This is a genomic window from Stutzerimonas stutzeri (genome assembly GCF_024448895.1).
Taxonomy (GTDB): Bacteria; Pseudomonadota; Gammaproteobacteria; order Pseudomonadales; family Pseudomonadaceae; genus Stutzerimonas; species Stutzerimonas stutzeri_Q.
The window spans coordinates 326,652-348,020 of record NZ_JAMOIC010000001.1; the positions used below are offsets into that span (position 1 = coordinate 326,652).

Below are 21,369 nucleotides of genomic sequence, written 5' to 3' on the forward strand. Positions count from 1 at the left end.
TCAAGCAATCAGTTCTGCGGCCTTGAGTGCCGAGAGCGCGGTGCGCCAGCGCGGATTCTGCTTGTATTCCAATGAACACACCGCACGGGCGCGCATCTTCGCTAACGCGGGAGATGGCTGTACACCTAGACGCTGAAGCGCCGCCAACGCCAGCTCTGCGGCGCCACGGTCGTTGCAGACCAATCCCATGTCGCAGCCTGCCGTGAGTGCCGCTTCGATGCGGCTTGCGGCATCGCCCGCTACATGCGCTCCCGCCATCGACAGATCATCGCTGAAGATCACGCCGCGAAAGCCCAGCTCGGACCGCAGAATGTCCTGCAGCCACCGACGAGAAAATCCGGCCGGTTTGTCATCGACCTGCGGGTAAATCACATGGGCAGGCATGACCGCATCAAGCTCGCTCGACAATCGCTGAAAGGGAATCATGTCGCAGGCTCGCAGCTCGTCCAGCCCACGCTCATCTATGGGTATAGCAACATGGGAATCGGCCTCGGCCCAGCCATGACCTGGGAAATGCTTACCCGTCGCAGCCATTCCAGCGCTGTGCATGCCCTTGATAAAGGCCCCAGCCAACTCGGTGGCACGCTGAGGGTTACCCTCGAATGCTCGAGAGCCAACCACCGCGCTGCGCTGGTAATCCAGATCCAGTACCGGCGCGAAGCTGATATCCAGCCCCACTGCCAGCACCTCAGTGGCCATCACCCACCCACATGCTTCAGCCAGCTCCAGGGCATGCACATGTGAAGCGAAATCGCGCATTGCAGGAAGCCGAACGAATTCGTGCCTAAGCCGCTGGACCCTACCCCCTTCCTGGTCTACGGCCAGCACGAGGTCCGGACGAATCGCCCGAATGGCACTGCAAAGCATCTGTACCTGGCGCGGGGTTTCGATATTGCGGGCAAACAGGATTAGCCCACCTACCTCTGGCTGGCGCAGAATTTGACGATCCTCAGCGGTAAGCCAAGTGCCAGCGATGTCCAGCATCAACGAGCCATGCATGATAGAGCGTGAGTCCTTAATTCAGTGTTGCGTTCGACCAATCCGGGCATGCAGCCTCACCGATATGAACGGCGCAGCCCGCAGGCACCAGATCGAACAGCTGGAGCAGGTCCGCGTTACGCAGCCTGACGCAGCCATGAGAGAGCGGAACACCCATGGGCTCCGAGTCAGGTGTGCCATGTAGATATATGTAGCGACGGAAGGTATCGACCTCCCCCAAGCGGTTGTGCCCAGGTTCAGTGCCGCTGAGCCAGAGGATTCGGGTCAAGATCCAGTCCCGTCCAGGATGTTCCGCATGCAGCGCCGGAGTCCAGACCTCGCCTGTCCAGCGTCGCCCCCGCAAAACCGCGCCGCACGGCAACCCTTCACCAATACGCGCGCGCACCCGATGAGCGCCACGCGGCGTGCAACCAGAGCCGTTACGCTCACCCACACCATTGCGCGCAGTGGAGACCGGCAGACGGACCCGCAACTGAGAGCCCGAAAATCCGTAGAGGGTCTGGTCTGCAATTGAGATATGAAGGAAATCGAGTGTGGTCATGGGCGGCAAGCTTAGCCGATCGATCCCTGACCTTGCATCTAGCCCTTGGCCGGCATTGCGAGCGCGTTACGTCGCGCGATGGGATGAGCTTGGGCCAGACCTGGATCAGCTACGCCTGAATCAGCACGCATGCCGGCTGCCAGAAAAGGGACCATCATGCGCATGACCTGCTCGATCGAGGTCCTTGCGCCGAAGTCATTTTCCGCAATTGCGCGAAGTGCCTTGATACCAGACATGCTGAACGCCGCGGCGCCGAGCATGAAGTGCACACGCCAGAACAATTCGATGGGAGGAATGGAGGGCGCGGCTTCATGTACACGCTGCATGTAGCGGCGGAAAACCTTGCCGTACATGTCTTCGAGATAACGACGCAAGTGGCCCTGGCTCTGACTGAAAGACAAGCCAAGCAGACGCATGAAGATCGAAAGATCATTGCCGCTGCGAGGCGTAACCGCTAACGCCTGCTCGACAAGAATCTCCAGCAGTTCTTCGAGATTCTCTTTTCTGTCGGATTGGGCTTCTCGCCTGTCCAACTCACGCTCCAGGCTTATGCAGAATGGGCCAAGAAAACGGGAAAAGACCGCCTGTATCAATGCTTTTTTCGAGCCGAAGTGATAATTCACCGCAGCCAGATTGACGCCGGCCTTGCTGGTAATCAGGCGAAGCGAAGTCTCGGCGAAGCCTTTCTCAGCGAACAACTGTTCCGCTGCATCAAGAATACGCTCCACTGTTTCCGACTGCGCCATGCCCCCTCCCCCGACGAACGACTGTTTGAAACTTACGTTTCAAGCCCTGCCAAGTCAATAACGAAAGCGTGGTTACGCCATTCTGCTTCCGAAAGCTTGCACGAACACCAAACAACGCTCAACCAAACAACGATTGCCAAGCACAAGGCACTGTATATAATCCCAGTCACTGTATAAAAGAACAGAGACCGCTCATGATCAAGCTGACCCCTCGCCAGTCAGAAATTCTTGCCTTCATCAAACGAAGCCTTGAAGACAATGGTTATCCGCCTACGCGGGCGGAGATCGCTCAGGAGCTGGGATTCAAATCGCCCAACGCCGCCGAGGAACACCTCAAGGCACTGTCCCGCAAAGGCGCTATCGAGATGACGCCAGGCGCTTCCCGCGGCATCCGCATTCCGGGCTTCGAACCGACGGCAGAAGATGCTGGACTGCCCGTCATCGGGCGCGTCGCGGCTGGGGCACCGATTCTAGCGCAACAGCATGTTGAAACTTCCTGCCAGATTGATCCTTCATTTTTTCAGCCCAAGGCCGATTACCTGTTGCGTGTGCAAGGTATGAGCATGAAAGAGATCGGGATATTCGATGGCGATCTGTTGGCAGTTCACACCACCCGTGAAGCGCGCAACGGGCAGATCGTTGTAGCTCGAATCGACGATGAGGTTACGGTGAAGCGCTTCAAGCGCGACGGCAGCAAGGTTTGGCTGCTGGCGGAGAATTCCGAATTCGCGCCCATCGAAGTCGATCTCGAGCAACAGGAACTGGTTATCGAAGGTTTGAGTGTCGGCGTCATTCGTCGATAAGGAGAGGTCCATGCAGTACCAACCCCAACCCACCGCCGGCAAGCCGCCGCAGCTCTCGCTGTTCGAAGGGCTGATCGCACATCGCCGAACGCCGTTCGGGGACGTCGTACCTGCGCCCCAGCCTGCCGACGATTGCCTGAGTGAAATGACCTTGAGCGGTAGCGGTGATCATTGCCGCCTGCTTCTTGCCCCTATTCTCCGAGATCTCAGCGAGGCAGCAGATACTCGTTGGCTGACGCTGATCGCCCCGCCTGCAGCACTTTCACAGAGCTGGCTACGGGAAACCGGATTCAATCGTGACCGCATACTCCTGCTGCAAGCTCGCGAAACCCAGGGAGCCCTTGAGCTGGCGTGTAAAGCGCTGGTCTCAGGCTGCAGCCATACCGTAATTACTTGGTTTCCGCGTCTCGATAAAGCCAGTCGCTTGAAGCTGCGTGTCGCAGCAGCTCAAGGCAATGCGCAAAGCCTGAACATACGACTGGGCTGACCGCCGATTTCAACGGCATATGGATGTGCCGAAAGCCTTTCCCGAAGCACGCTCAGTGCAACGTTTGCGGACCTTCTTCGTCCTGCTCGAACTCCCCTTCTGATACACGACCGGCCATCTGCACGCCTATGTTGAACATTGCCTTGGCAATTTCGACATGCTGACCTTGCAGGAACACTTTGGCGTCATCGGAAAAACCCAGCGTCACCAATACGCCTTCGTCTTCAGCGCGACGCAGCACTATTGTGCCGTCGGGTAGCTCGACGATTTCCAGAAAAGACGTTGGCATGAATCTGCTCCCCGTGAAACGGCGCATTGTACCAGTCAGATTACGTGGCGACAGCCCTGGAAGACCGAGCAGGTACCGCCTCTTTTGTTCACCTCTCTGAAAGTGAATGTCCACTAGCTCACCGGCAAAGTAGGATGGCTCCGCCGCAGCCACTCAAGCCACCCCGAATGACCATAAAAACTCTGCTGCTGACAATGCTTGCCATGCTCGCCTTTGCCGGCAATTCGTTGCTCTGCCGCGCGGCGCTGCGTGATAGCCAGATTGATCCAACCAGCTTTACCGCGCTGCGTCTTTTTGGCGGGGCCTTCGTGCTATGGCTGCTATTAGCCTTGCGCCGGCGTAAAACCATCGGAACTGGAAGCTGGCCCGGTGCTCTTTCACTCTTCGTTTATGCGGCCGCATTTTCCTACGCGTATGTAGACCTCGATGCCGGCGCTGGCGCCTTGCTGCTCTTTGGCGCCGTGCAGCTAAGCATGGTTTCCTGGGGACTTACGCAGGGAGAACGGCTGAATCGGTGGCAGATCGTCGGCATGATCATGGCTGGAATCGGACTGAGTGCACTCCTGCTGCCAGGCACGAGTACGCCATCGATGACAGCCTCACTCTTGATGGTACTGGCCGGTGGCGCCTGGGGCGCTTATTCGCTTATGGGGAAAAGAGAGCCTGATCCATTGGCAGCAACTGCGGGCAATTTCATACGAACCCTGCCGATGGTCGCAGTGATGTGCCTGCTGTTTTGGACACAGCTTGAATGGGACCGCACCGGTGCCGTCTATGCGCTGTTGTCCGGCGGGCTGACCTCCGGCATCGGTTATGCCGTCTGGTATGCCGCGATGCCGGGACTTGCTGCGGTTCAAGCAGCGAGCGTGCAACTGAGCGTTCCGCTTATCACCGCGTTGGCCGGAAGCCTGCTATTGGGCGAATCCTTGACGGGCAGATTACTGGTAGCAGGGATGGCGATACTGGGCGGCATCACATTAGTGCTGCGGTTCAAGTACCGAGGGTGAACGCGTTGCCCGCAGCGCAATCGCCTGGGAAATCGATCACCACTCGCTAAGTGATTCGCGGAAGCGCAACGCCAGCTCTTTGAGACTGCTCCGCCAGGACTCGACCTCAGCCCGTGCCAGCGGTGGAATCTCTTCCCCCACGCTCACGGCTTCAATCAAAGGCATGGTTGGATCAGTCTTCGCCTTGGCCGGCGCTCGCGGCGGCTCGAACATCCCCGCATGGGCCTTCAGCAACTGCGCCAGCCAAGTCTCAGAGTGCTCTGCCAACTCGACCAATTCGGCAAGCTCGGGGCTCGGCGATGAGCCTTGCGAAGAGCGCGCCAGCAGCACCTCTGCACGCGGGGCCGTGGCATCGGGCAGACGATAGTAGCCAGCGATTTCATGGCAGAGCCCCAGTAACGCACCATACAAGTGAAAAAGGCTTGCCTCACGCTCGGCCTGAATGAGGCCCGGCGCATTAACCGAGCCTTTCTCCTCAGCCCGGCGCCAATTATCGAGCGCGAGCCCGGCGAAGTAGATTTTCTGGTTAGTGCGGGTGTACAGCTCATGAGCCATGGCGGACATCTCCCAGGAAATGGAACGCTGCAGGTTGAGCTAAACACTCGCTCAACCTGCAGCTGACACTTACTTACCGGTGCTCTTGTCTTCGACCTTCCACTTGCCACCATCAAAGAACGCTTTCCAGCCGGTTGGCTTGCCATTGACCTCTGTCTGCACGTACTGCTCCTTGGTCTTGCGACTGAAGCGGATCACTGCGGGGCGGCCTTCTTTGTCCTTCTGCGGGGCGCTCAAGAGGAAATGGTATTTCGCGTCAATTTCATCCTTATGGGGGATCAGCTCCATAACCAGAGGCGCACGAGTTTCGCGATTCTTGGGGAACTGACTGGCCGCCAGGAACAGCCCTGACGCCCCGTCCCGCAGGACGTAAGTATCGTCCACTTTTTCGCACTTGAGCTCGGGCATCTTGACGGCGTCCATCTTTGGCGGAGCCGCTTCGCCACTGCGTAGCAATTTCCGGGTGTTCTTGCAGTCGGCATTGGTGCAGCCGAAGAACTTACCGAAGCGCCCTGTCTTGAGCTGCATTTCGCTGCCGCACTTGTCGCACTCAAGGCTCGGCCCTTCGTAGCCCTTGATGCGGTACTGACCTTCTTCGATCTCGTAGCCCGTGCAATCAGGATTGTTGCCACAGATGTGCAGCTTGTGGGTCTCGTCGAGCAGATAGGCGTCCATTGCCGTACTGCAGATCGAGCAACGATGCTTGCCCAACAGTACCCGGGATTCGGACTCACCCTCATCGTCCGCAGCGATCTCGTCACCTGGAATCAGATTGACTGTCGACTTGCAACGCTCCTTGGGCGGCAGGCTGTAACCGGAGCAACCGAGGAATACGCCGGTCGAGGCCGTACGGATCATCATTGGCCGACCGCAGACCTTGCACGGGATGTCCGTCGGGGTCGGCTGGTTGGCGCGCATGCCGTTCTCGCTGGCCTCTGCAACCTCCAATTTCTTCTTGAAGTCACCGTAGAACTCGTCGAGTACGTGTTTCCACTCGCGCTCACCCTGAGCAACGTCGTCGAGGTTCTCCTCCATGCCGGCCGTGAAACCGTAATCCATGAGGTTGTTGAAGCTTTCCGAGAGGCGTTCGGTAACGATATCGCCCATCTTCTCGGAGTAGAACCGGCGGTTATGCAGCGAGACATATCCGCGGTCCTGAATCGTGGAGATGATCGCCGCGTATGTGGATGGACGACCAATGCCACGCTTCTCCATTTCCTTGACCAGGCTCGCTTCGGAGAAGCGCGCAGGTGGCTTGGTGAAATGCTGGCTCGGGTCGAGCTTGATCAGCTTCATCCCGTCGCCCTTGTTCATGTCCGGCAATACGTCGTCTTCGCCACTTTTGCTTTGCTGCGGCATGACCTTGGTGTAGCCGTCGAACTTGAGAATCCGGCCCTTGGCGCGAAGCTCGAAATTCCCGGCGGTAACCGTCACGCTGGTTGAAAGGTACTGAGCAGGGGGCATCTGGCAAGCGACAAACTGGCGCCAGATGAGGTCGTAGAGACGTTCTGCATCGCGCTCCATTCCGGACAGCTGCGCAGGCCGCAGATTCACGTCCGATGGGCGAATCGCCTCGTGCGCTTCCTGAGCGCCCTCTTTGCTGGAATAGAAAATCGGCTTTTCCGGCAGGTACTTGTTGCCGAATTCATCCTCGATGAAGCCACGAACCATGCTCAAGGCATCAGCCGATAGATTGGTCGAGTCGGTACGCATGTAGGTGATGTAGCCAGCCTCGTAGAGACGCTGCGCCATCATCATGGTCTTCTTCACGCCGAAGCCAAGACGGTTGCTTGCGGCCTGCTGCAGCGTTGAGGTAATAAACGGTGCCGACGGCTTGCTGCTGGTCGGCTTGTCCTCACGCTTGCTGACGCTGTAGCTCGAGTCCTTGAGCTGCTCGAGCGCAGCCATTGCATGGGCTTCGTTGAGCGGCTTGAATGCTTCCCCATTCTCGCGAGCGACCTCGAAGCGAACCTTGGCCTTGTCCATTGTGGAGAGGTCGGCATGCACTTCCCAGTATTCTTCAGGCACGAATGCACGGATTTCGCGCTCTCGCTCGACCACCAGCTTCACGGCAACCGATTGCACGCGCCCGGCAGACAAGCCGCGAGCGATCTTTGCCCAAAGCAGCGGCGAGACCATATAGCCCACTACACGATCAAGGAACCGCCGGGCCTGCTGAGCGTTGACCCGATTGATATCCAGATCGCCAGGTTTGGAGAAGGCTTCCTGGATTGCTTTCTTGGTGATCTCGTTGAACACCACGCGCTTGTAGCGGCTGTCGTCGCCACCAATGGACTCACGCAGATGCCAGGCGATGGCCTCCCCCTCTCTATCCAAGTCGGTCGCGAGATAGATGGTATCGGCTTCCTTGGCCAGGCGACGAAGCTCATCGATGACCTTCTCCTTGCCGGGGAGGATTTCGTACTTCGCCTTCCAGCCGTGCTCCGGATCGATGCCCATGCGCGTGAATAGCTGACGCTTGGCTTTCTCCTTCGGCGAGAGCGCAGGGCCTTCGGCCGCTGCGGCCTTGCCGCGCTTGACCGGCTCCTTGTTGGCAGAGCCGCTGGTGGGAAGGTCGCGGATGTGGCCGATACTCGACTTCACCACGTATTGGTTGCCCAAATACTTGTTGATTGTCTTGGCCTTGGCCGGTGATTCCACGATGACCAGCGATTTACCCATGGAGAGGAGAGTTCCTGAATCGAGAGGTGAACTGAAAAAATGAGATGGTAGCTGCTGGGTCGAGAACGACATCAGGCTGCCATATTAAGAAGCAATGCAGCATTTCCAGCACTGCAGAGGACGCACGTTCACGCCATGTCTTCTTCAAACCCACTGCTAAATCCGATGACCGCAAGGCAGCCCGGTGGGTTTTGAAATATCCGAAACCGAGCGATGTCGCCTGTACTCTGTCCGAAAAGCACCGCTATATATAGTGGCGACAGAGCCAAGGTCAAGCGCAAGGGTTAAGCCAACATGCGCCAAGCAGACTTAAAAACGACTTGGTTCAGCTTCTATCAGAGCAAAACGAGGAAGCGTTTCACCGTCGACCTCCACCGTTTCGGTGAACATCGACAAGGGCCGAACCCAAAGCCCAAAATCCCCGTATAGCGCCTGATAGAACACTACTGGCTCTTCGGTTTCGGAATGCATCGCGACGGCATACACCCGATATTCCGGACCTTTGTAATGACGATAGCGGCCTGGCGAAACCTGCATCTGAAATATCTCCGAGAAACCTGAAGTCGCTGAAAATGAAAACCGGGGCACGTGGCCCCGGTTTCCGTGTTACGAACAGCTTAGACGCGTTCGAACACCGTGGTGATACCTTGACCCAGGCCGATACACATCGTAGCCACGCCAAGCGTACCGCCGTTCTGCTTCATCACGTTCAACAGGGTGCCCGAAATACGAGCGCCCGAGCAACCGAACGGGTGCCCCAGTGCGATGGCGCCGCCATGCAGGTTGACCTTCTGCTCCATCTTGTCGAGCAGCTTAAGATCCTTCAGCACAGGCAACGCCTGAGCCGCGAAGGCTTCGTTGAGCTCAACGTAATCGATGTCATCCATAGTCAAACCGGCACGCTTGAGCGCCTTCTGAGTGGCTGGCACTGGACCGTAGCCCATGATTGCCGGATCCACACCCGCTAGGGCCATGGAGCGAATCACAGCCATCGGCTGAATGCCCAGATCCTGTGCGCGCTGCGCCGACATGACGATCATGCAGGACGCGCCGTCGGTGATCTGCGAAGACGTGCCAGCAGTCACCGTACCGCCCTTCGGATTGAAAGCAGGCTTGAGTGCGGCGAGGCTCTCAAGGGTGGTTTCCGGGCGAATGGTTTCATCGTAATCGAAGACCTTGAGGAAACCGTTCTCGTCGTAGCCCTCCATCGGGATGATTTCATCCTTGAACATTCCGTCGACAGTCGCTTTGTGCGCCAGACGATGCGAACGTTCGCCGAAGGCATCCTGCTGCTCCCGGGTGATGCCATGCATCTTGCCCAGCATTTCAGCAGTTAGACCCATCATGCCGGAGGCTTTGGCAGCGTACAGCGACAGCTGCGGGTTCGGATCGACACCATGCATCATGCCGACGTGGCCCATGTGCTCGACACCACCTACGACGAAGACATCACCGTTACCGGTCATGATCGCCTGAGCGGCGGTATGCAGCGCGCTCATGGAGGAGCCACACAGGCGGCTGACGGTCTGTGCAGCGCTGGTGTGCGGGATGCGGGTCAGCAGCGAGGCCATGCGGGCCACGTTCCATCCCTGTTCCAGGGTCTGGTTGACACAGCCCCAAATCACGTCTTCGACTTCAGCTGGATCGACCTTGGAGTTGCGTGCCAGCAAGCCATCGATCAGGTGCGCGGACATGGTCTCGGCGCGGGTATTACGGTGCATGCCGCCCTTGGAACGACCCATCGGGGTACGGCCGAAGTCGACAATGACGACGTCTCTCGGATTAAGGCTCATATCTCTTTATTCCTCAATTAACCGTAGAAGCTCTGGCCGTTGGCAGCCATTTCACGCAGCTTCGCAGTCGGCTGATACAGCGGACCCAGGTCGGCGTACTTGTCGGCCATGGCCACGAACTCGGCGACACCGATCGAATCGATGTAGCGCAGTGCACCACCACGGAAGGGAGGGAAACCGATGCCGTAGATCAAACCCATATCAGCTTCGGCAGCGGTTTCGACGATGTTGTCTTCCAGGCAGCGGACGGTTTCCAGGCAGAGCGGGATCATCATGTAATTGATGATGTCCTCGTCGGAAAGCTCGCGGGTCTCGCTGACAACCGGCTTCAGCAGCTCGTAGGACTGCGGGTCGACCACCTTCTTCGGCTTGCCCTTCTTGTCCAGCTCGTAGACGTAGAAGCCCTTGCCGTTCTTCTGGCCTAGGCGGTTGGCGTCGTACATGACGTCGACGGCCGTACGGGTATCGTCCTTCATGCGATCCGGGAAGCCATCGGCCATCACGTCGCGGCCGTGGTGGCCGGTGTCCATGCCGACGACGTCCATCAGATAGGCCGGGCCCATGGGCCAGCCGAACTTTTCCATCACCTTGTCAGCGCGGACGAAGTCCACACCATGGGCGATGGCGCGGGCGAAGCCGCCGAAGTACGGGAACAGCACGCGGTTAACCAGGAAGCCCGGGCAATCGTTGACCACGACCGGGCTCTTGCCCATCTTCTTGGCGTAGGCAACGGTGGTGGCAATGGCCACTTCGCTGGTCTTCTCGCCTCGGATCACTTCCACCAACGGCATCATGTGTACCGGGTTGAAGAAGTGCATGCCGCAGAAGTTTTCCGGACGCTTAAGCGCCTGGGCCAGCAGGCTGATGGAAATGGTCGAGGTGTTCGAGGCGATGATCGCATCGTCACGCACCAAACCTTCCACTTCGGCCAGTACCGACTGCTTGATCTTCGGGTTTTCGACAACGGCTTCGACAACGATGTCGACGTGACCGAAGTCGCCGTAGGACATGGTCGGACGGATGGCATTGAGGGCTTCTGCCATCTTCTCCGGAGTCAGGCGACCCTTCTCGACGCGCTTACCGAGGAGCTTGGAGGCCTCGTTCAGGCCCATCTGGATGCCTTCTTCGCGGATATCCTTCATCAGGATCGGCGTGCCTTTGACAGCCGACTGATAGGCGATACCGCCACCCATGATGCCAGCGCCGAGCACGGCAGCCAGTTTCACGTCACGGGCTTGCTTGTCGTAGCCCTTGGCCTTCTTCTTCAGTTCCTGATCGCTCAGGAACAGGCCGACCAGGCTTTGCGCAACAGAGGTCTTGGCCAGTTTTACGAAGCCAGCAGCCTCGACTTCGATGGCCTTGTCGCGGCCGAAGTTGGCGGCTTTCTGAATGGTCTTGATGGCTTCGACTGGAGCCGGATAGTTCGGGCCAGCCTGACCGGCCACGAAACCCTTGGAGGTCTCGAAAGCCATCATCTGCTCGATGGCGTTTAGCTTGAGCTTGTCCAGCTTCGGCTGACGCTTGGCCTTGTAGTCCAGCTCGCCGGAAATGGCGCGCTTGACCAGATCCAGCGCAGCGGCCTGCAGCTGCTCGGGGGCGACTACGGCATCTACGGCGCGAACCTTGAGCGCGTCTTCAGCGCGGTTTTCCTTACCGGATGCAATCCACTCGACAGCGTTATCGACGCCGATCAGGCGCGGCAAACGAACGGTGCCGCCGAAGCCTGGGTAGATGCCCAGCTTCACTTCCGGCAGACCGACTTTCGCCACTGTAGACATGACGCGGTAGTCAGCAGCCATGCACATTTCGAAGCCACCGCCCAGTGCGATGCCGTTAATGGCAGCGACCGTCGGGACACCGAGGTCTTCGAAGTCGCTGAAGATCTTGTTCGCTTCGAGGTTGCCGGCGACCAGCTCCTCATCGGACAGCTTGAAGTTGTCGACGAATTCGGTGATGTCCGCACCGACGATGAATACATCCTTGCCGCTGGTTACGATGACGCCCTTTACCGAAGCGTCGGCCTTGATGGCGTCGACTGCCTGGCGCAGATCGTTGAGGGTGAGGCGATTGAACTTGTTGACGGACTCACCCTTGAGGTCGAAATTCAATTCGACGATGCCGCTCTCAAGAGCCTTAACCGTGATGGCTTTACCTTCGTAAATCATCAACTGATCTCCACGGTATGGAAGCTGAACGTTACGTGTCGCACGTCATCGGCCCGAAGACCGTCACCGTCACCGGTGAAACGACACCCACCGACACGATAAACCGGGCTGACGGCATTTGCGTGGCAAACGCTCGATTCATACGCCCGTTTGATTTGGGTGAGCACACCTTCATGGAAAAGCGATCCATTGTCAATCGGCTGGCCGATTACGCCAGGGGGCGCACATTCAATCAGACCGGTAAGCCTAGCCAACCATAATGATGCCGCAGTCATTCCGCCTGCTTTTTTCAAATCGGCATGCATTCACATTGCTGATGGGCAAACCGAGTTCGATGAACCCCGACCGCTTACGATCGTCACAAACCGGCATGGCATCAGTACACTCGCCCACTGTCTTTTCATTTCGTACCGCTGCGCCAGTTCGCGGCCGCGCCCAGGAGTTATGAATGTCTGCCCCGATTGCTCGCGTGGATGCCGGTGTTGATCCTTACAAGTGGCTGGAGAATCGTGATGCGCCAGAGGTGCTCGATTACCTGAAGGCCGAGAACGCCTATCTGGATGTTCAGCTCGCCGACCAGGCGGACCTGCGTGAAGCCCTGTTTCAGGAGATCAAGGGACGCATCCGTGAAACCGATCTTTCATTGCCGTCGCCCTGGGGTCCTTGGCTGTACTACCAACGCACTACCGCCGGCGATGAGTACCCGCGCCACTACCGTTGTCAGCGGCCAGCTGACGGCTCATTCAAGGTCGACGAAGGCACCGAACAGCTGTTACTCGACCCCAATGAGCTTGCCGCAGGAGGCTTCCTGTCGCTGGGTGCTTTCAGCATTAGCCAGGACCACAGCAAACTGGCATACAGCCTCGACACTCAAGGCGACGAAATCTACCAGCTGTTCGTCAAGGATCTGCACAGGGGAGAAGTGACCGCCCTACCGTTCGAAGATTGCGACGGCAGCATGACCTGGGCAAACGACAATCAGACCCTGTTCTTCGGTGAACTCGACGATACGCATCGGCCGCACAAGATCTACCGGCATCGGCTGGGCGACAATGAGCGAACCGAGGTGTATCACGACCCGGACGGGCGTTATTTCGTGCACTGCTACCGTGCCAGTTCCGAACGGCAACTGGTGATCCTTTCCAACAGCAAAACCACCAGCGAAGCCTGGGTGCTCTCGGCGGATGAGCCCAAGGGCGACTGGGTGTGTCTCGCTCCACGTCAGGAAGACCATGAGTACTACCCCGACCATGGCGTGCTCGACGGCGAATGGAACTGGCTAATCCGCAGCAACCAAACGGGCATCAACTTCGCGCTGTACCAGGCGCCGGAATGCACACCGCAGCGTGATCACTGGCGGGAACTGATCGAGCATCGCGATTCCGTAATGCTCGAGGATGTCAGCCTGAATTCAGGCGCGATCACCTTGAGCCTGCGCGAAGCGGGGCTACCGATCATCGAGGTTCGCCCCGCGGCAGGGTTTCATTACCGCGTACAGTTGCCGGATGCGGCCTACAGCCTGCACGTACACAACTCGCTTGAGTTCGACAGCCCGGTGATCCGGCTGCGTTACGAAGCGCTGAACCGCCCTGCGCAAATTCGCCAGTTGGACCTGGCCAACGGCGAACAGCAAGTACTCAAGGAAACTCCGGTCGAAGGGCCCTTCGATGCCGATGCCTATGAGAGCAGGCGCATATGGGCAACCGCGGCCGACGGCACGCAGGTCCCGATCAGCCTGGTCGGCCGCCGTGAAGTCCTTGGCAAACCCGCCCCACTTTATCTTTATGGTTATGGCGCCTACGGCCATAGCCTCGACCCCTGGTTTTCACACGCACGCCTTTCGCTGCTCGACCGTGGATTCGTCTTTGCCATCGCCCATGTGCGTGGCGGGGGCGACCTTGGCGAGGCCTGGTACCGCGCTGGCAAGCTGGAGCACAAGCCAAACACGTTCAGCGACTTCATCGTCTGTGCAGAAAAGTTGGTTGCCGACGGATACACCCATCCAGCGCGGCTCGCCATCAGCGGCGGTAGCGCCGGCGGGTTGCTGATTGGCGCTGTGCTGAACATGCGTCCCGAGCTGTTCGGTGCAGCTATTGCAGAAGTGCCTTTCGTCGATGTGCTGAACACCATGCTCAACGCTGACCTGCCGCTGACGGTGACCGAGTACGACGAATGGGGAGATCCGAACCAGCCCGAGGTTCATGCGCGCATCAAGGCATACGCTCCTTACGAAAATGTCCGCCCACTGCCCTACCCACCGATTCTTGCGGTGGCTGGCTATAACGACAGCCGGGTGCAGTACTGGGAGGCCGCCAAATGGGTGGCCAGACTGCGTGCTACAAGGACCGACGACAATCTGCTTCTGCTCAAGACAGAACTCGGTGCTGGGCACGGCGGCATGAGCGGCCGGTATCAAGCACTCAAGGATGTAGCTCTGGAGTACGCCTTTATCCTCAAGGTATTCCAGATGGCGACACTCTAAACCTGTCAGCAGGAATGGGTAGTTGCCCTTGCGTGCGGTAGTTTGCCGACTTGCGGTTGGAACAGGTCCGGTGCGCCGGGGTCATCTATCACACCATCGTTTCGGAGTGATTACCCATGAACAGGACATCGGACCAGGCTTCACAAAACGTGCACGGCTGGGAGCGTGCAGCCTCGATCGCCGGCGGGCTGTACTTCCTAGGTAAGGGACTCAGCCGTGGCGGCCTGGGTGGGCTGATACAGCTGGCAATGGGCGGTATGGCGCTGTCGCGAGGCGTGACCGGTCACTGCGAAGCCAAACGTGTACTTTGCGATGTGAATGAGCAGACCAAGATGGCCGAAGGCACCTCGCGAAGCATGCCGCTAGAGCGTAGCGAAGCCGATAATGTGCGCCTCAGGGCCAATGCCCAGGCAGCGACCGGCACAGCAACCGTTACCGGTAACGACTCCCTCGTAAACCCGCCAGCTGGCGTCTGACTTGCCGAGGCGCGCTTAGGCTGTGCGCGTCTCGTAATATCTCCTGGCAGCGATCAGTAGTACCTCTCACCGCGTGGCAATCCACATCAGTCACGAGGCACCACTATCAATCCGGCACGCTCACCAACCGCGACGTCAGCCATCGGGAACAGGATTCGCGCGTCCTGCTCCTCCACCACCCAACGCGTGCCGTCCTTGTCCTCAGCCAACAACAACCCCGGCGCGATCGGCGTGAAATTCTCGATGTCCTCGGGCAGACGGAGCGCGAATCTTTCGCTGTGCTTGATGATTTCCCGCGCCAGTCGAAACCTCAATAACGGTCGAAGCGTGCCCGCGGGCACAGGCTCGATGGCTTCGATCCACCCTTGTGCAGCCTGAAGAAAATCGTCTAGGCAGCTCGGCCATATATCTCCAGACACTTCCGCCATCTCCAGCGTGAAGGCCTCGGCGCCATGATGGGTTGCCGTATGTGCACTGAAGGTTCCAGAGGGCTTTTCCTGTATCAGCAGAGCGTCCACACCAGCATGCTGTAGACGCGCCAGGCTCTCGGAGGAGATTTCACGCTTGGGCACCCAAGGGGAAATTGCGAATTGCGGCAGCTTCGAGGCTCGCATGGCCGAATGCAGATCGTAGTGCCAGCGGCGGCGGCCCGGCATATGAAAGAACGCCGCAACTGCCGCTTCCAGCTGAGACGCACGAAGCGCCTCTTCGCTCGACTCCCCCGCATGTCTGCCGCAAAACAGCCTGTTCAGATCTTGCCCGACCCGCCGCACCTTCTGGCGCATGGCGGGTGGGTTGCAGAACAAGAACAGCAATCTGGCTCGAGGGTGGATATCACCGCGCCCAATGGCTTGTATCAGCCGATCTAGCAGTATGATCGGGACGACTTCACAGCCATGCACGCCGGCAGACAGCACCAGGTCCAACTCCGCGTCTGGCCCATCCGGCGGCGACACCTGAAGGATGCCTTCGCCCAGCCATTCCAGCCGAGTCCTGTCAGCGGTGTGCTGAACCCTCTCATCCGGCTCGCGCCCGCTGAGCGTCAGCGCCAGGAGGTTTCCAAGCGCCAGCATGTCGAGGCTCTCAGTGGTCGTGATTGCAGTCCGGTCCATGTACATGATCATCTTCGGCTGCTTCGACTGGCTCCATCTCCAGCTCGAGACTGACCAGGTTGGTTGCCAGAGGGCGCAGCAGCAGGTTGGCATACTCGGTATCGCCGTCTTCCACATCGACGCCGATCATCAGCTGATTGTTGCCGACCTGCTGAATCCACACTTCCCGCCCCTGCCACATCACGGCAAAACGGGTGCAGGACGTTTCCAGTTGAGTGCCGTCTACGTCTTCAAGGATCAGTTGCAGGCTGTCGCTCATGGTCACAATTCTCGATGGTAGTTGGGGCAGGAGCAGCGCGTCCTGCCAGGCAGACCTTGACCTCAGGCCTGAGTCAGTTTCGCGGCAGCACGGTCGAAGCGGGCCAGGCCTTCTGCAATATCGGCTTCGTCGATGATCAGGCTAGGGGCAAGGCGAATCACGTCAGGGCCAGCCTGAAGAATCATCAGTGCTTCCCGTTCAGCAGCATCGAAGATCTCACGGGCGCGCCCCTTCCAGGCATCGTTAAGCACGCAGCCAATCAACATACCCATTCCACGGACCTGGCTGAACAGGCCGTAGCGCTGACCTATTTCCAACAGGCCACGCTTGAAGCGCTCATGCCGCTGCTTGACGCCGCTCAGTACCTCCGGCGTATTGACGATGTCGACCACCGCCTCGGCTACCGCGCACGCCAGCGGATTGCCGCCGTAGGTAGTGCCGTGGGTGCCAACGCTGAAATGTGCGGCGATGTCATCGGTGGTCAGCATCATACCGATCGGGAAGCCACCGCCGAGACTCTTGGCATTGGTCAGGATGTCCGGCGTCACGCCGTAATTCATGTAGGCGAATAGCTCACCAGTACGCCCCATCCCCGTCTGAACCTCATCGAAGATCAGCAACGCATTGTGCAGATCGCACAGCTTGCGCGCACCTTCAAGATAAGACTGGTCAGCCGGCAGAACGCCGCTTTCACCCTGGATTGGCTCGAGCACCACCGCGCAAGTCTTGTCAGAAATGGCGGCTGCAAGCGCATCGAGATCGTTGTAGGCGACATGGCTGATGCCTTGAATCTTTGGCCCGAACCCGTCGGAGTACTTGGGTTGGCCGCCTACGGTTACAGTGAATAACGTACGGCCATGGAAGCTGTTGACTGCGGAAATGATCTCGCATTTCTCCGGGCCATAATTGTCATGGCCGTAGCGACGCGCCAGCTTGAAAGCGGCCTCGTTGGCTTCCGCCCCCGAATTGCAGAAGAACGCCCGGTCGGCAAAGGTAGCGGCCGTGATCTTCTTGGCCAGGCGCAACGCCGGCTCATTGGTGAAAATGTTGGAGATGTGCCAGAGCTTGCCCGCCTGCTCGGTGAGCGCGCTCACCAGTGCCGGATGCGCATGACCGAGCACGTTGACTGCGATCCCGCCAGTGAAGTCGATCAGTTCTCGCCCGCTCTGATCCCATACTCGCGAGCCCAGACCACGCACAGGAATGAAGGCAGCGGGAGCAAAGGTGGGAACAATGACCTGGTCGAAATCAGCGCGTTCTACCGGGGTGTGCGGGGCGGACATCGGGACTCTCCTGCGATGCAACACGAATAGGAAATAAAACGCCCCACCGTGGCGGGGCGTTGCAAGCGCAGTTTAAACGCAGGTCCGGCAGGATTGGGCTACCGCGCGAAAATTCTCTTCAGGACAGGACAGAGTGCTGCTGGTCCAGCAGGATCGCCTGATCCAGCGTCTCGAGCAGCGTCTTGCGGGCCTTGAGCTTGGTGTTCTTGTGGGCAGTCATGTTGATTTTCTTCAACTGCTGCGCGGTAGCTTTGGCGACCTCCAGCAGTTCATCGGCCGGGACAACCTTGTCGAGAAATCCCGCATCGAGCGCGTCTCGCGGATTGAAGATTTCGCCATTGATCACCGAGCGATGGAAGGCCGGCTTAGTCAAACGGTCTCTGGCGACCTCGATACCGGAATGGTGCATCGTCATACCGATGAGCACTTCATTCAGACCAATATTGAACGCCCCTTCGACGCCTATCCGGTAGTCGGCAGACAGCAGCAGAAACGCGCCTTTCGCGATGGCGTGACCTGGGCATGCCACGATGATCGGGAACGGGTGGGCGAGCATGCGTCGGGTAAAGGTCGAACCCGTGGTCACCAGCGCAATGGCGTTCTCAGGGCTGGAAGTCATCACCTTGAGGTCGTAACCGCCAGATAGAATGCCAGGCTGGCCGGTGAGAATAATGACGGCGCGATCCTTTTCGGCCTTATCAAACGCGTCATTGAGCGCGTCGAACATAGCCGGCGACAGGGCGTTGACCTTGCCGTTGTTGAGAGTCAGCGTGGCGATGCCGTCTTCGATTTCGTAGGAAACCAGATCACTCATGACGATTATTCCTTGTTAGAAGTCCGCAGACGTTACTCAGCAAGACCCGCAAGGTAAAGCGCCGTGACTGACTGCCAAGTCATCCTTGAGGGCGCCCGCCAGGTATGGAAAGCGGCATGGAGGATGACGCGAGATCAGCTTTCGACCGGCTCCGGCTCGAGTTCAAGAACCGCGAGCAACTCGGGATGCATGATGGTTTGTAGCTGTGGATCGGCGATGAACAGGCCATAAGCGCCGTCCGGGATGCCGCTACTGATTCGGTACGGCGTTCCGTCTGCGTCGACCGTAAGCTGCGACAGGTCCAGGTAACGTGCTTCGCACGGCTTCTTGTCCGCATCCCGCAGAACGACCACTTTGGGCCTTAAGTGCAGTTGCTGATGTTTCTCCAGCACCAGGCCAATCTCACCGGTATGCAACTCCACCAGCGTGCCAACCGGGAACACCCCCAGCCAACGGATGAATTCCTGCACCAGCGCTTCGTCGAACTGCTGGCCAGCACTGCTCCGAAGCACATCGTAGGCCGCCTGGATCGGCCGGGCATTGTCATATGAGCGGTGACTGGTAATCGCGTCGAATGCATCGACGATGGTAATTACCCGGGTGGTAAAGGGTATCTGGTAATCGTCCAGACCCAGCGGGTAGCCCTTGCCGTCCAGCCGCTCATGGTGACCATGCGCCGCCTGGATTGCTGCTGCAGGGATATCGTCCTGGCCGCAAAGCGCCTGATATCCGAAGGTTGGATGCAGCTTGATATGGCGAAACTCTTCCTCCGTCAGCTTGCCGGGCTTGTTCAATACAACCGGGTCGATTTTCATCTTGCCTACGTCATGCAGCAGACCGGCGATGCCGAGCGTCTCAATCTTGTCGTCGGGCAATCCGAGATGAGTACCGAAGCCCATTGCAAGGATGGATACGGAGAGGCAATGAAGGCTTGTATAGAGGTCCTGAGATTTAAGGCGCGTCAGCCAGAGCATGGCGCTTTCATTGCGCAACATGCTTTCCAGATTTCGCTTGACCAGCGCCTGGCAGGCCTTGGTATCGATGGCGCGCCCCTGCTGAACGTCCAGCAAAACCTGGTCCAGCACCAGCGTGCTGCTGCGATAGGCTTCGCGAGCTTCCTGCACTTCAAGCGAGAGCGGGATGCGGGTCATCTTTCGGGTAACACGCAACGGAGTCGCAGACGGCACAATCATCTGGCCTTGGTCGACCAGCACTCGGCGGGTGTCGTCCACGAAGACATAGTCGCAGCGCTCACGTACCGCCTGGATATGCTCAATCTTGAGCAGCGGAAATCCCTGGAAAAGGAAGTCGGTCTGCCGCCACGGCCGATCCAGCTCGCAGATGTACATCCCGAGTTGAAGATGGCTGACGTGCAGACGCCGCTTGGTCGCAACCTCGACGACGTCAGGCCGCTTGCGCTTGCTTTTGAATAACTTCATAAAAGCCTTTCCTGGCTCTTCATATTCACTATGCTCGACTGCGGGACCGCAGGAATCGACGTCAATAGCCCTATGAACCTTAGAGCAACATAAGGTTCACCACCACGGTCATCTTTCCAGTACCCCGACCGCCGCTTAACCGCATGAAAAAACTAAAAAACTTTTTGCCATCCCGGAGCTGTTCGGCTACATTAGCGCGCCTCGACGGACATCAAACCCGTCGAGACCCGGTGAGGTGTCCGAGCGGTTGAAGGAGCACGCCTGGAAAGTGTGTATACGAGAAATCGTATCGTGGGTTCGAATCCCACCCTCACCGCCAGATCGAACACAAGGCCCCGTTTATCGGGGCCTTGTCGTTTCTGGCTCAGACGTCACGCTGAGCGTAACTTGCCTGTCGACGCAAGCGCTCACTACCCAGCTGATATCAGTGTCAACGCATCTGACGGTATCAGTATCCGCCCCACCCGACCCGTCACCTCAGTTGTTTCGATTCGACCCGCAGCGCCCGATTCGAGGGCACGACGTTTCTAATCGAGCCAACGTAAGCTACCGGGGTTATCTGTTTTTCAACCTTCCTCCAGCTCGGCACTCCTGCACGAACTGCTTGCTGACCAATGGTTGCCGGCAGTTTCCATCGGGTGTCAGCCTCGCCTTCATCTGAAAAAAACCAGTGCTGCCAACTCCTAAGCGGTGATGGCTTGTAGTGGCCCGGCCGACTAAAAAGCACGCAGTCAACGACGCGCTGGTCATCACGATGACTTTGACTCTCGAACATTCTCTCGGCTGGTCTGCATATTGCTTTATTTCAATCAAGCAATACTGAACGCCGCTTTTCACCGCCAGCGATTAACGCAGCGCAATTGAACGGCGATAACAATCAACAAGGCCGCCATTATGTTCAAACAAAAAAAGATCAGACAGGCCACGATGATTCTTCTGGCTACCACGATAATACTAGTGCTTCCGAACCTGACCCGACTCATCAGTTAAGTTCACCATGAGCAAACGACGTTCAGACATCTATCGCTTCACTCCATTATTGCTGGCAATAGCGGTGACAGCGAATGCCGGAGACATCGACCAGCCGGCCGCATTTTCTGCTCTGCAGGAGTCAGACAGCGTTCTGATCGATGTGCGTACAGAGCAGGAATTCGCCGAAGGCGCCCTCAGCGGTGCTACTCGGATCGAAACCGGCGAACTTGCTGAGCGAATTGACGACATTGCGCCCGACAAGCACGCGCCAATCGTTCTGTACTGTCGCAGCGGTCGTCGATCATCCGCCGCGCAGGATCTGCTCCATGAGTTGGGTTATCAGCGCGTAATCAATGCCGGCGCTTATGAGGATCTGAAGACCGTCGTGCAGCGGCCCTGATCAGCCAATCAATCCCGTTTCATCATCATTCGGTTCCGCCTTCCCTTCGCTTATCGCGGGAACTA

21 protein-coding genes and 1 tRNA gene are annotated in these 21,369 nt (G+C 58.2%); 8 read left to right on the plus strand and 14 right to left on the minus strand.

Features of this window, described 5'->3' with window-relative positions:
• The 3 genes from nagZ to NA619_RS01455 are packed head-to-tail and all read right to left on the minus strand — an operon-like array spanning window position 1 to window position 2,286.
• Window positions 1–999, minus strand: a complete 999-nt coding sequence (gene nagZ / locus NA619_RS01445; protein WP_255959236.1) for a beta-N-acetylhexosaminidase — start codon at window positions 997–999, stop codon at window positions 1–3.
• Between the two features lie 16 nt (window positions 1,000–1,015).
• Complete coding sequence (locus NA619_RS01450; RefSeq protein WP_255959238.1) at window positions 1,016–1,540, minus strand: L,D-transpeptidase; 525 nt, start codon at window positions 1,538–1,540, stop codon at window positions 1,016–1,018.
• A gap of 38 nt (window positions 1,541–1,578) precedes the next feature.
• Entirely contained in the window at window positions 1,579–2,286 is a 708-nt protein-coding gene (locus tag NA619_RS01455; protein ID WP_255959240.1) for a TetR/AcrR family transcriptional regulator, read from the minus strand.
• A gap of 194 nt (window positions 2,287–2,480) precedes the next feature.
• On the opposite strand from NA619_RS01455, the gene lexA reads away from it, so the two are divergent.
• On the plus strand, window positions 2,481–3,089 hold the full coding sequence (lexA, locus tag NA619_RS01460) for a transcriptional repressor LexA (protein WP_255959242.1): 609 nt from the start codon (window positions 2,481–2,483) through the stop codon (window positions 3,087–3,089).
• 10 nt (window positions 3,090–3,099) lie between these two features.
• Window positions 3,100–3,576 (plus strand): SOS-induced cell division inhibitor SulA, encoded by a 477-nt coding sequence (gene sulA / locus NA619_RS01465; RefSeq protein ID WP_255959243.1) that lies wholly within the window; start codon window positions 3,100–3,102, stop codon window positions 3,574–3,576.
• Between the two features lie 52 nt (window positions 3,577–3,628).
• On the opposite strand, the gene NA619_RS01470 is transcribed toward sulA, so the two are convergent.
• Window positions 3,629–3,865 (minus strand): hypothetical protein, encoded by a 237-nt coding sequence (locus NA619_RS01470; RefSeq protein WP_255959244.1) that lies wholly within the window; start codon window positions 3,863–3,865, stop codon window positions 3,629–3,631.
• Window positions 3,866–4,032: 167 nt separating this feature from the next.
• On the opposite strand from NA619_RS01470, the gene NA619_RS01475 reads away from it, so the two are divergent.
• Window positions 4,033–4,872, plus strand: coding sequence for a DMT family transporter (locus NA619_RS01475; RefSeq protein WP_255959540.1), 840 nt, complete (start codon window positions 4,033–4,035; stop codon window positions 4,870–4,872).
• Between the two features lie 36 nt (window positions 4,873–4,908).
• Here NA619_RS01475 and NA619_RS01480 read toward each other — a convergent pair whose 3' ends face one another.
• From NA619_RS01480 to fadB, 5 genes are all read right to left on the minus strand, one after another.
• The gene (locus NA619_RS01480) at window positions 4,909–5,427 is read right to left on the minus strand and encodes a DUF6586 family protein (RefSeq protein WP_255959246.1); all 519 of its coding nucleotides are present in this window, start codon (window positions 5,425–5,427) and stop codon (window positions 4,909–4,911) included.
• 69 nt (window positions 5,428–5,496) lie between these two features.
• Window positions 5,497–8,109 carry a type I DNA topoisomerase gene (gene topA, locus NA619_RS01485; RefSeq protein ID WP_255959248.1) on the minus strand — a complete coding sequence of 871 codons (2,613 nt, stop codon included), beginning with the start codon at window positions 8,107–8,109 and terminating at the stop codon, window positions 5,497–5,499.
• A 309-nt stretch (window positions 8,110–8,418) separates the two neighbouring features.
• Window positions 8,419–8,646, minus strand: coding sequence for a DUF1653 domain-containing protein (locus NA619_RS01490; RefSeq protein ID WP_255959250.1), 228 nt, complete (start codon window positions 8,644–8,646; stop codon window positions 8,419–8,421).
• Window positions 8,647–8,726: 80 nt separating this feature from the next.
• Window positions 8,727–9,902, minus strand: coding sequence for an acetyl-CoA C-acyltransferase FadA (gene fadA, locus NA619_RS01495; RefSeq protein ID WP_222908719.1), 1,176 nt, complete (start codon window positions 9,900–9,902; stop codon window positions 8,727–8,729).
• 17 nt (window positions 9,903–9,919) lie between these two features.
• A complete protein-coding gene (fadB, locus tag NA619_RS01500; protein ID WP_255959253.1) occupies window positions 9,920–12,067 on the minus strand; it encodes a fatty acid oxidation complex subunit alpha FadB in 2,148 nt (715 codons plus the stop codon).
• A gap of 17 nt (window positions 12,068–12,084) precedes the next feature.
• On the opposite strand from fadB, the gene NA619_RS01505 reads away from it, so the two are divergent.
• The 3 genes from NA619_RS01505 to NA619_RS01515 all read left to right on the plus strand — a co-directional run bounded on the left by NA619_RS01505 (window position 12,085) and on the right by NA619_RS01515 (window position 15,025).
• Complete coding sequence (locus NA619_RS01505; RefSeq protein WP_255959255.1) at window positions 12,085–12,327, plus strand: hypothetical protein; 243 nt, start codon at window positions 12,085–12,087, stop codon at window positions 12,325–12,327.
• Window positions 12,328–12,515: 188 nt separating this feature from the next.
• Entirely contained in the window at window positions 12,516–14,549 is a 2,034-nt protein-coding gene (locus NA619_RS01510) for a S9 family peptidase (RefSeq protein WP_255959257.1), read from the plus strand.
• Window positions 14,550–14,665: 116 nt separating this feature from the next.
• Window positions 14,666–15,025, plus strand: coding sequence for a YgaP-like transmembrane domain (locus NA619_RS01515; RefSeq protein WP_255959258.1), 360 nt, complete (start codon window positions 14,666–14,668; stop codon window positions 15,023–15,025).
• 86 nt (window positions 15,026–15,111) lie between these two features.
• Here the strand turns inward: NA619_RS01515 and NA619_RS01520 are convergent, their stop codons facing one another.
• The 5 genes from NA619_RS01520 to NA619_RS01540 form a co-directional block, all read right to left on the minus strand.
• Window positions 15,112–16,098, minus strand: coding sequence for a succinylglutamate desuccinylase (locus NA619_RS01520; protein WP_255959542.1), 987 nt, complete (start codon window positions 16,096–16,098; stop codon window positions 15,112–15,114).
• 10 nt (window positions 16,099–16,108) lie between these two features.
• Window positions 16,109–16,396 carry a topoisomerase II gene (locus NA619_RS01525; protein ID WP_158188072.1) on the minus strand — a complete coding sequence of 96 codons (288 nt, stop codon included), beginning with the start codon at window positions 16,394–16,396 and terminating at the stop codon, window positions 16,109–16,111.
• Window positions 16,397–16,458: 62 nt separating this feature from the next.
• A complete protein-coding gene (locus NA619_RS01530; protein WP_255959263.1) occupies window positions 16,459–17,679 on the minus strand; it encodes an aspartate aminotransferase family protein in 1,221 nt (406 codons plus the stop codon).
• A 118-nt stretch (window positions 17,680–17,797) separates the two neighbouring features.
• Window positions 17,798–18,493 (minus strand): crotonase/enoyl-CoA hydratase family protein, encoded by a 696-nt coding sequence (locus NA619_RS01535; protein ID WP_255959264.1) that lies wholly within the window; start codon window positions 18,491–18,493, stop codon window positions 17,798–17,800.
• Between the two features lie 134 nt (window positions 18,494–18,627).
• A complete protein-coding gene (locus tag NA619_RS01540) occupies window positions 18,628–19,932 on the minus strand; it encodes an HD-GYP domain-containing protein (protein ID WP_255959265.1) in 1,305 nt (434 codons plus the stop codon).
• Between the two features lie 229 nt (window positions 19,933–20,161).
• On the opposite strand from NA619_RS01540, the gene NA619_RS01545 reads away from it, so the two are divergent.
• Both NA619_RS01545 and NA619_RS01550 read left to right on the plus strand, forming a co-directional pair.
• Window positions 20,162–20,251: transfer RNA gene (locus NA619_RS01545), tRNA-Ser, on the plus strand.
• Between the two features lie 678 nt (window positions 20,252–20,929).
• Window positions 20,930–21,304, plus strand: a complete 375-nt coding sequence (locus NA619_RS01550; protein WP_255959266.1) for a rhodanese-like domain-containing protein — start codon at window positions 20,930–20,932, stop codon at window positions 21,302–21,304.
• Window positions 21,305–21,369 lie beyond the last annotated feature (65 nt).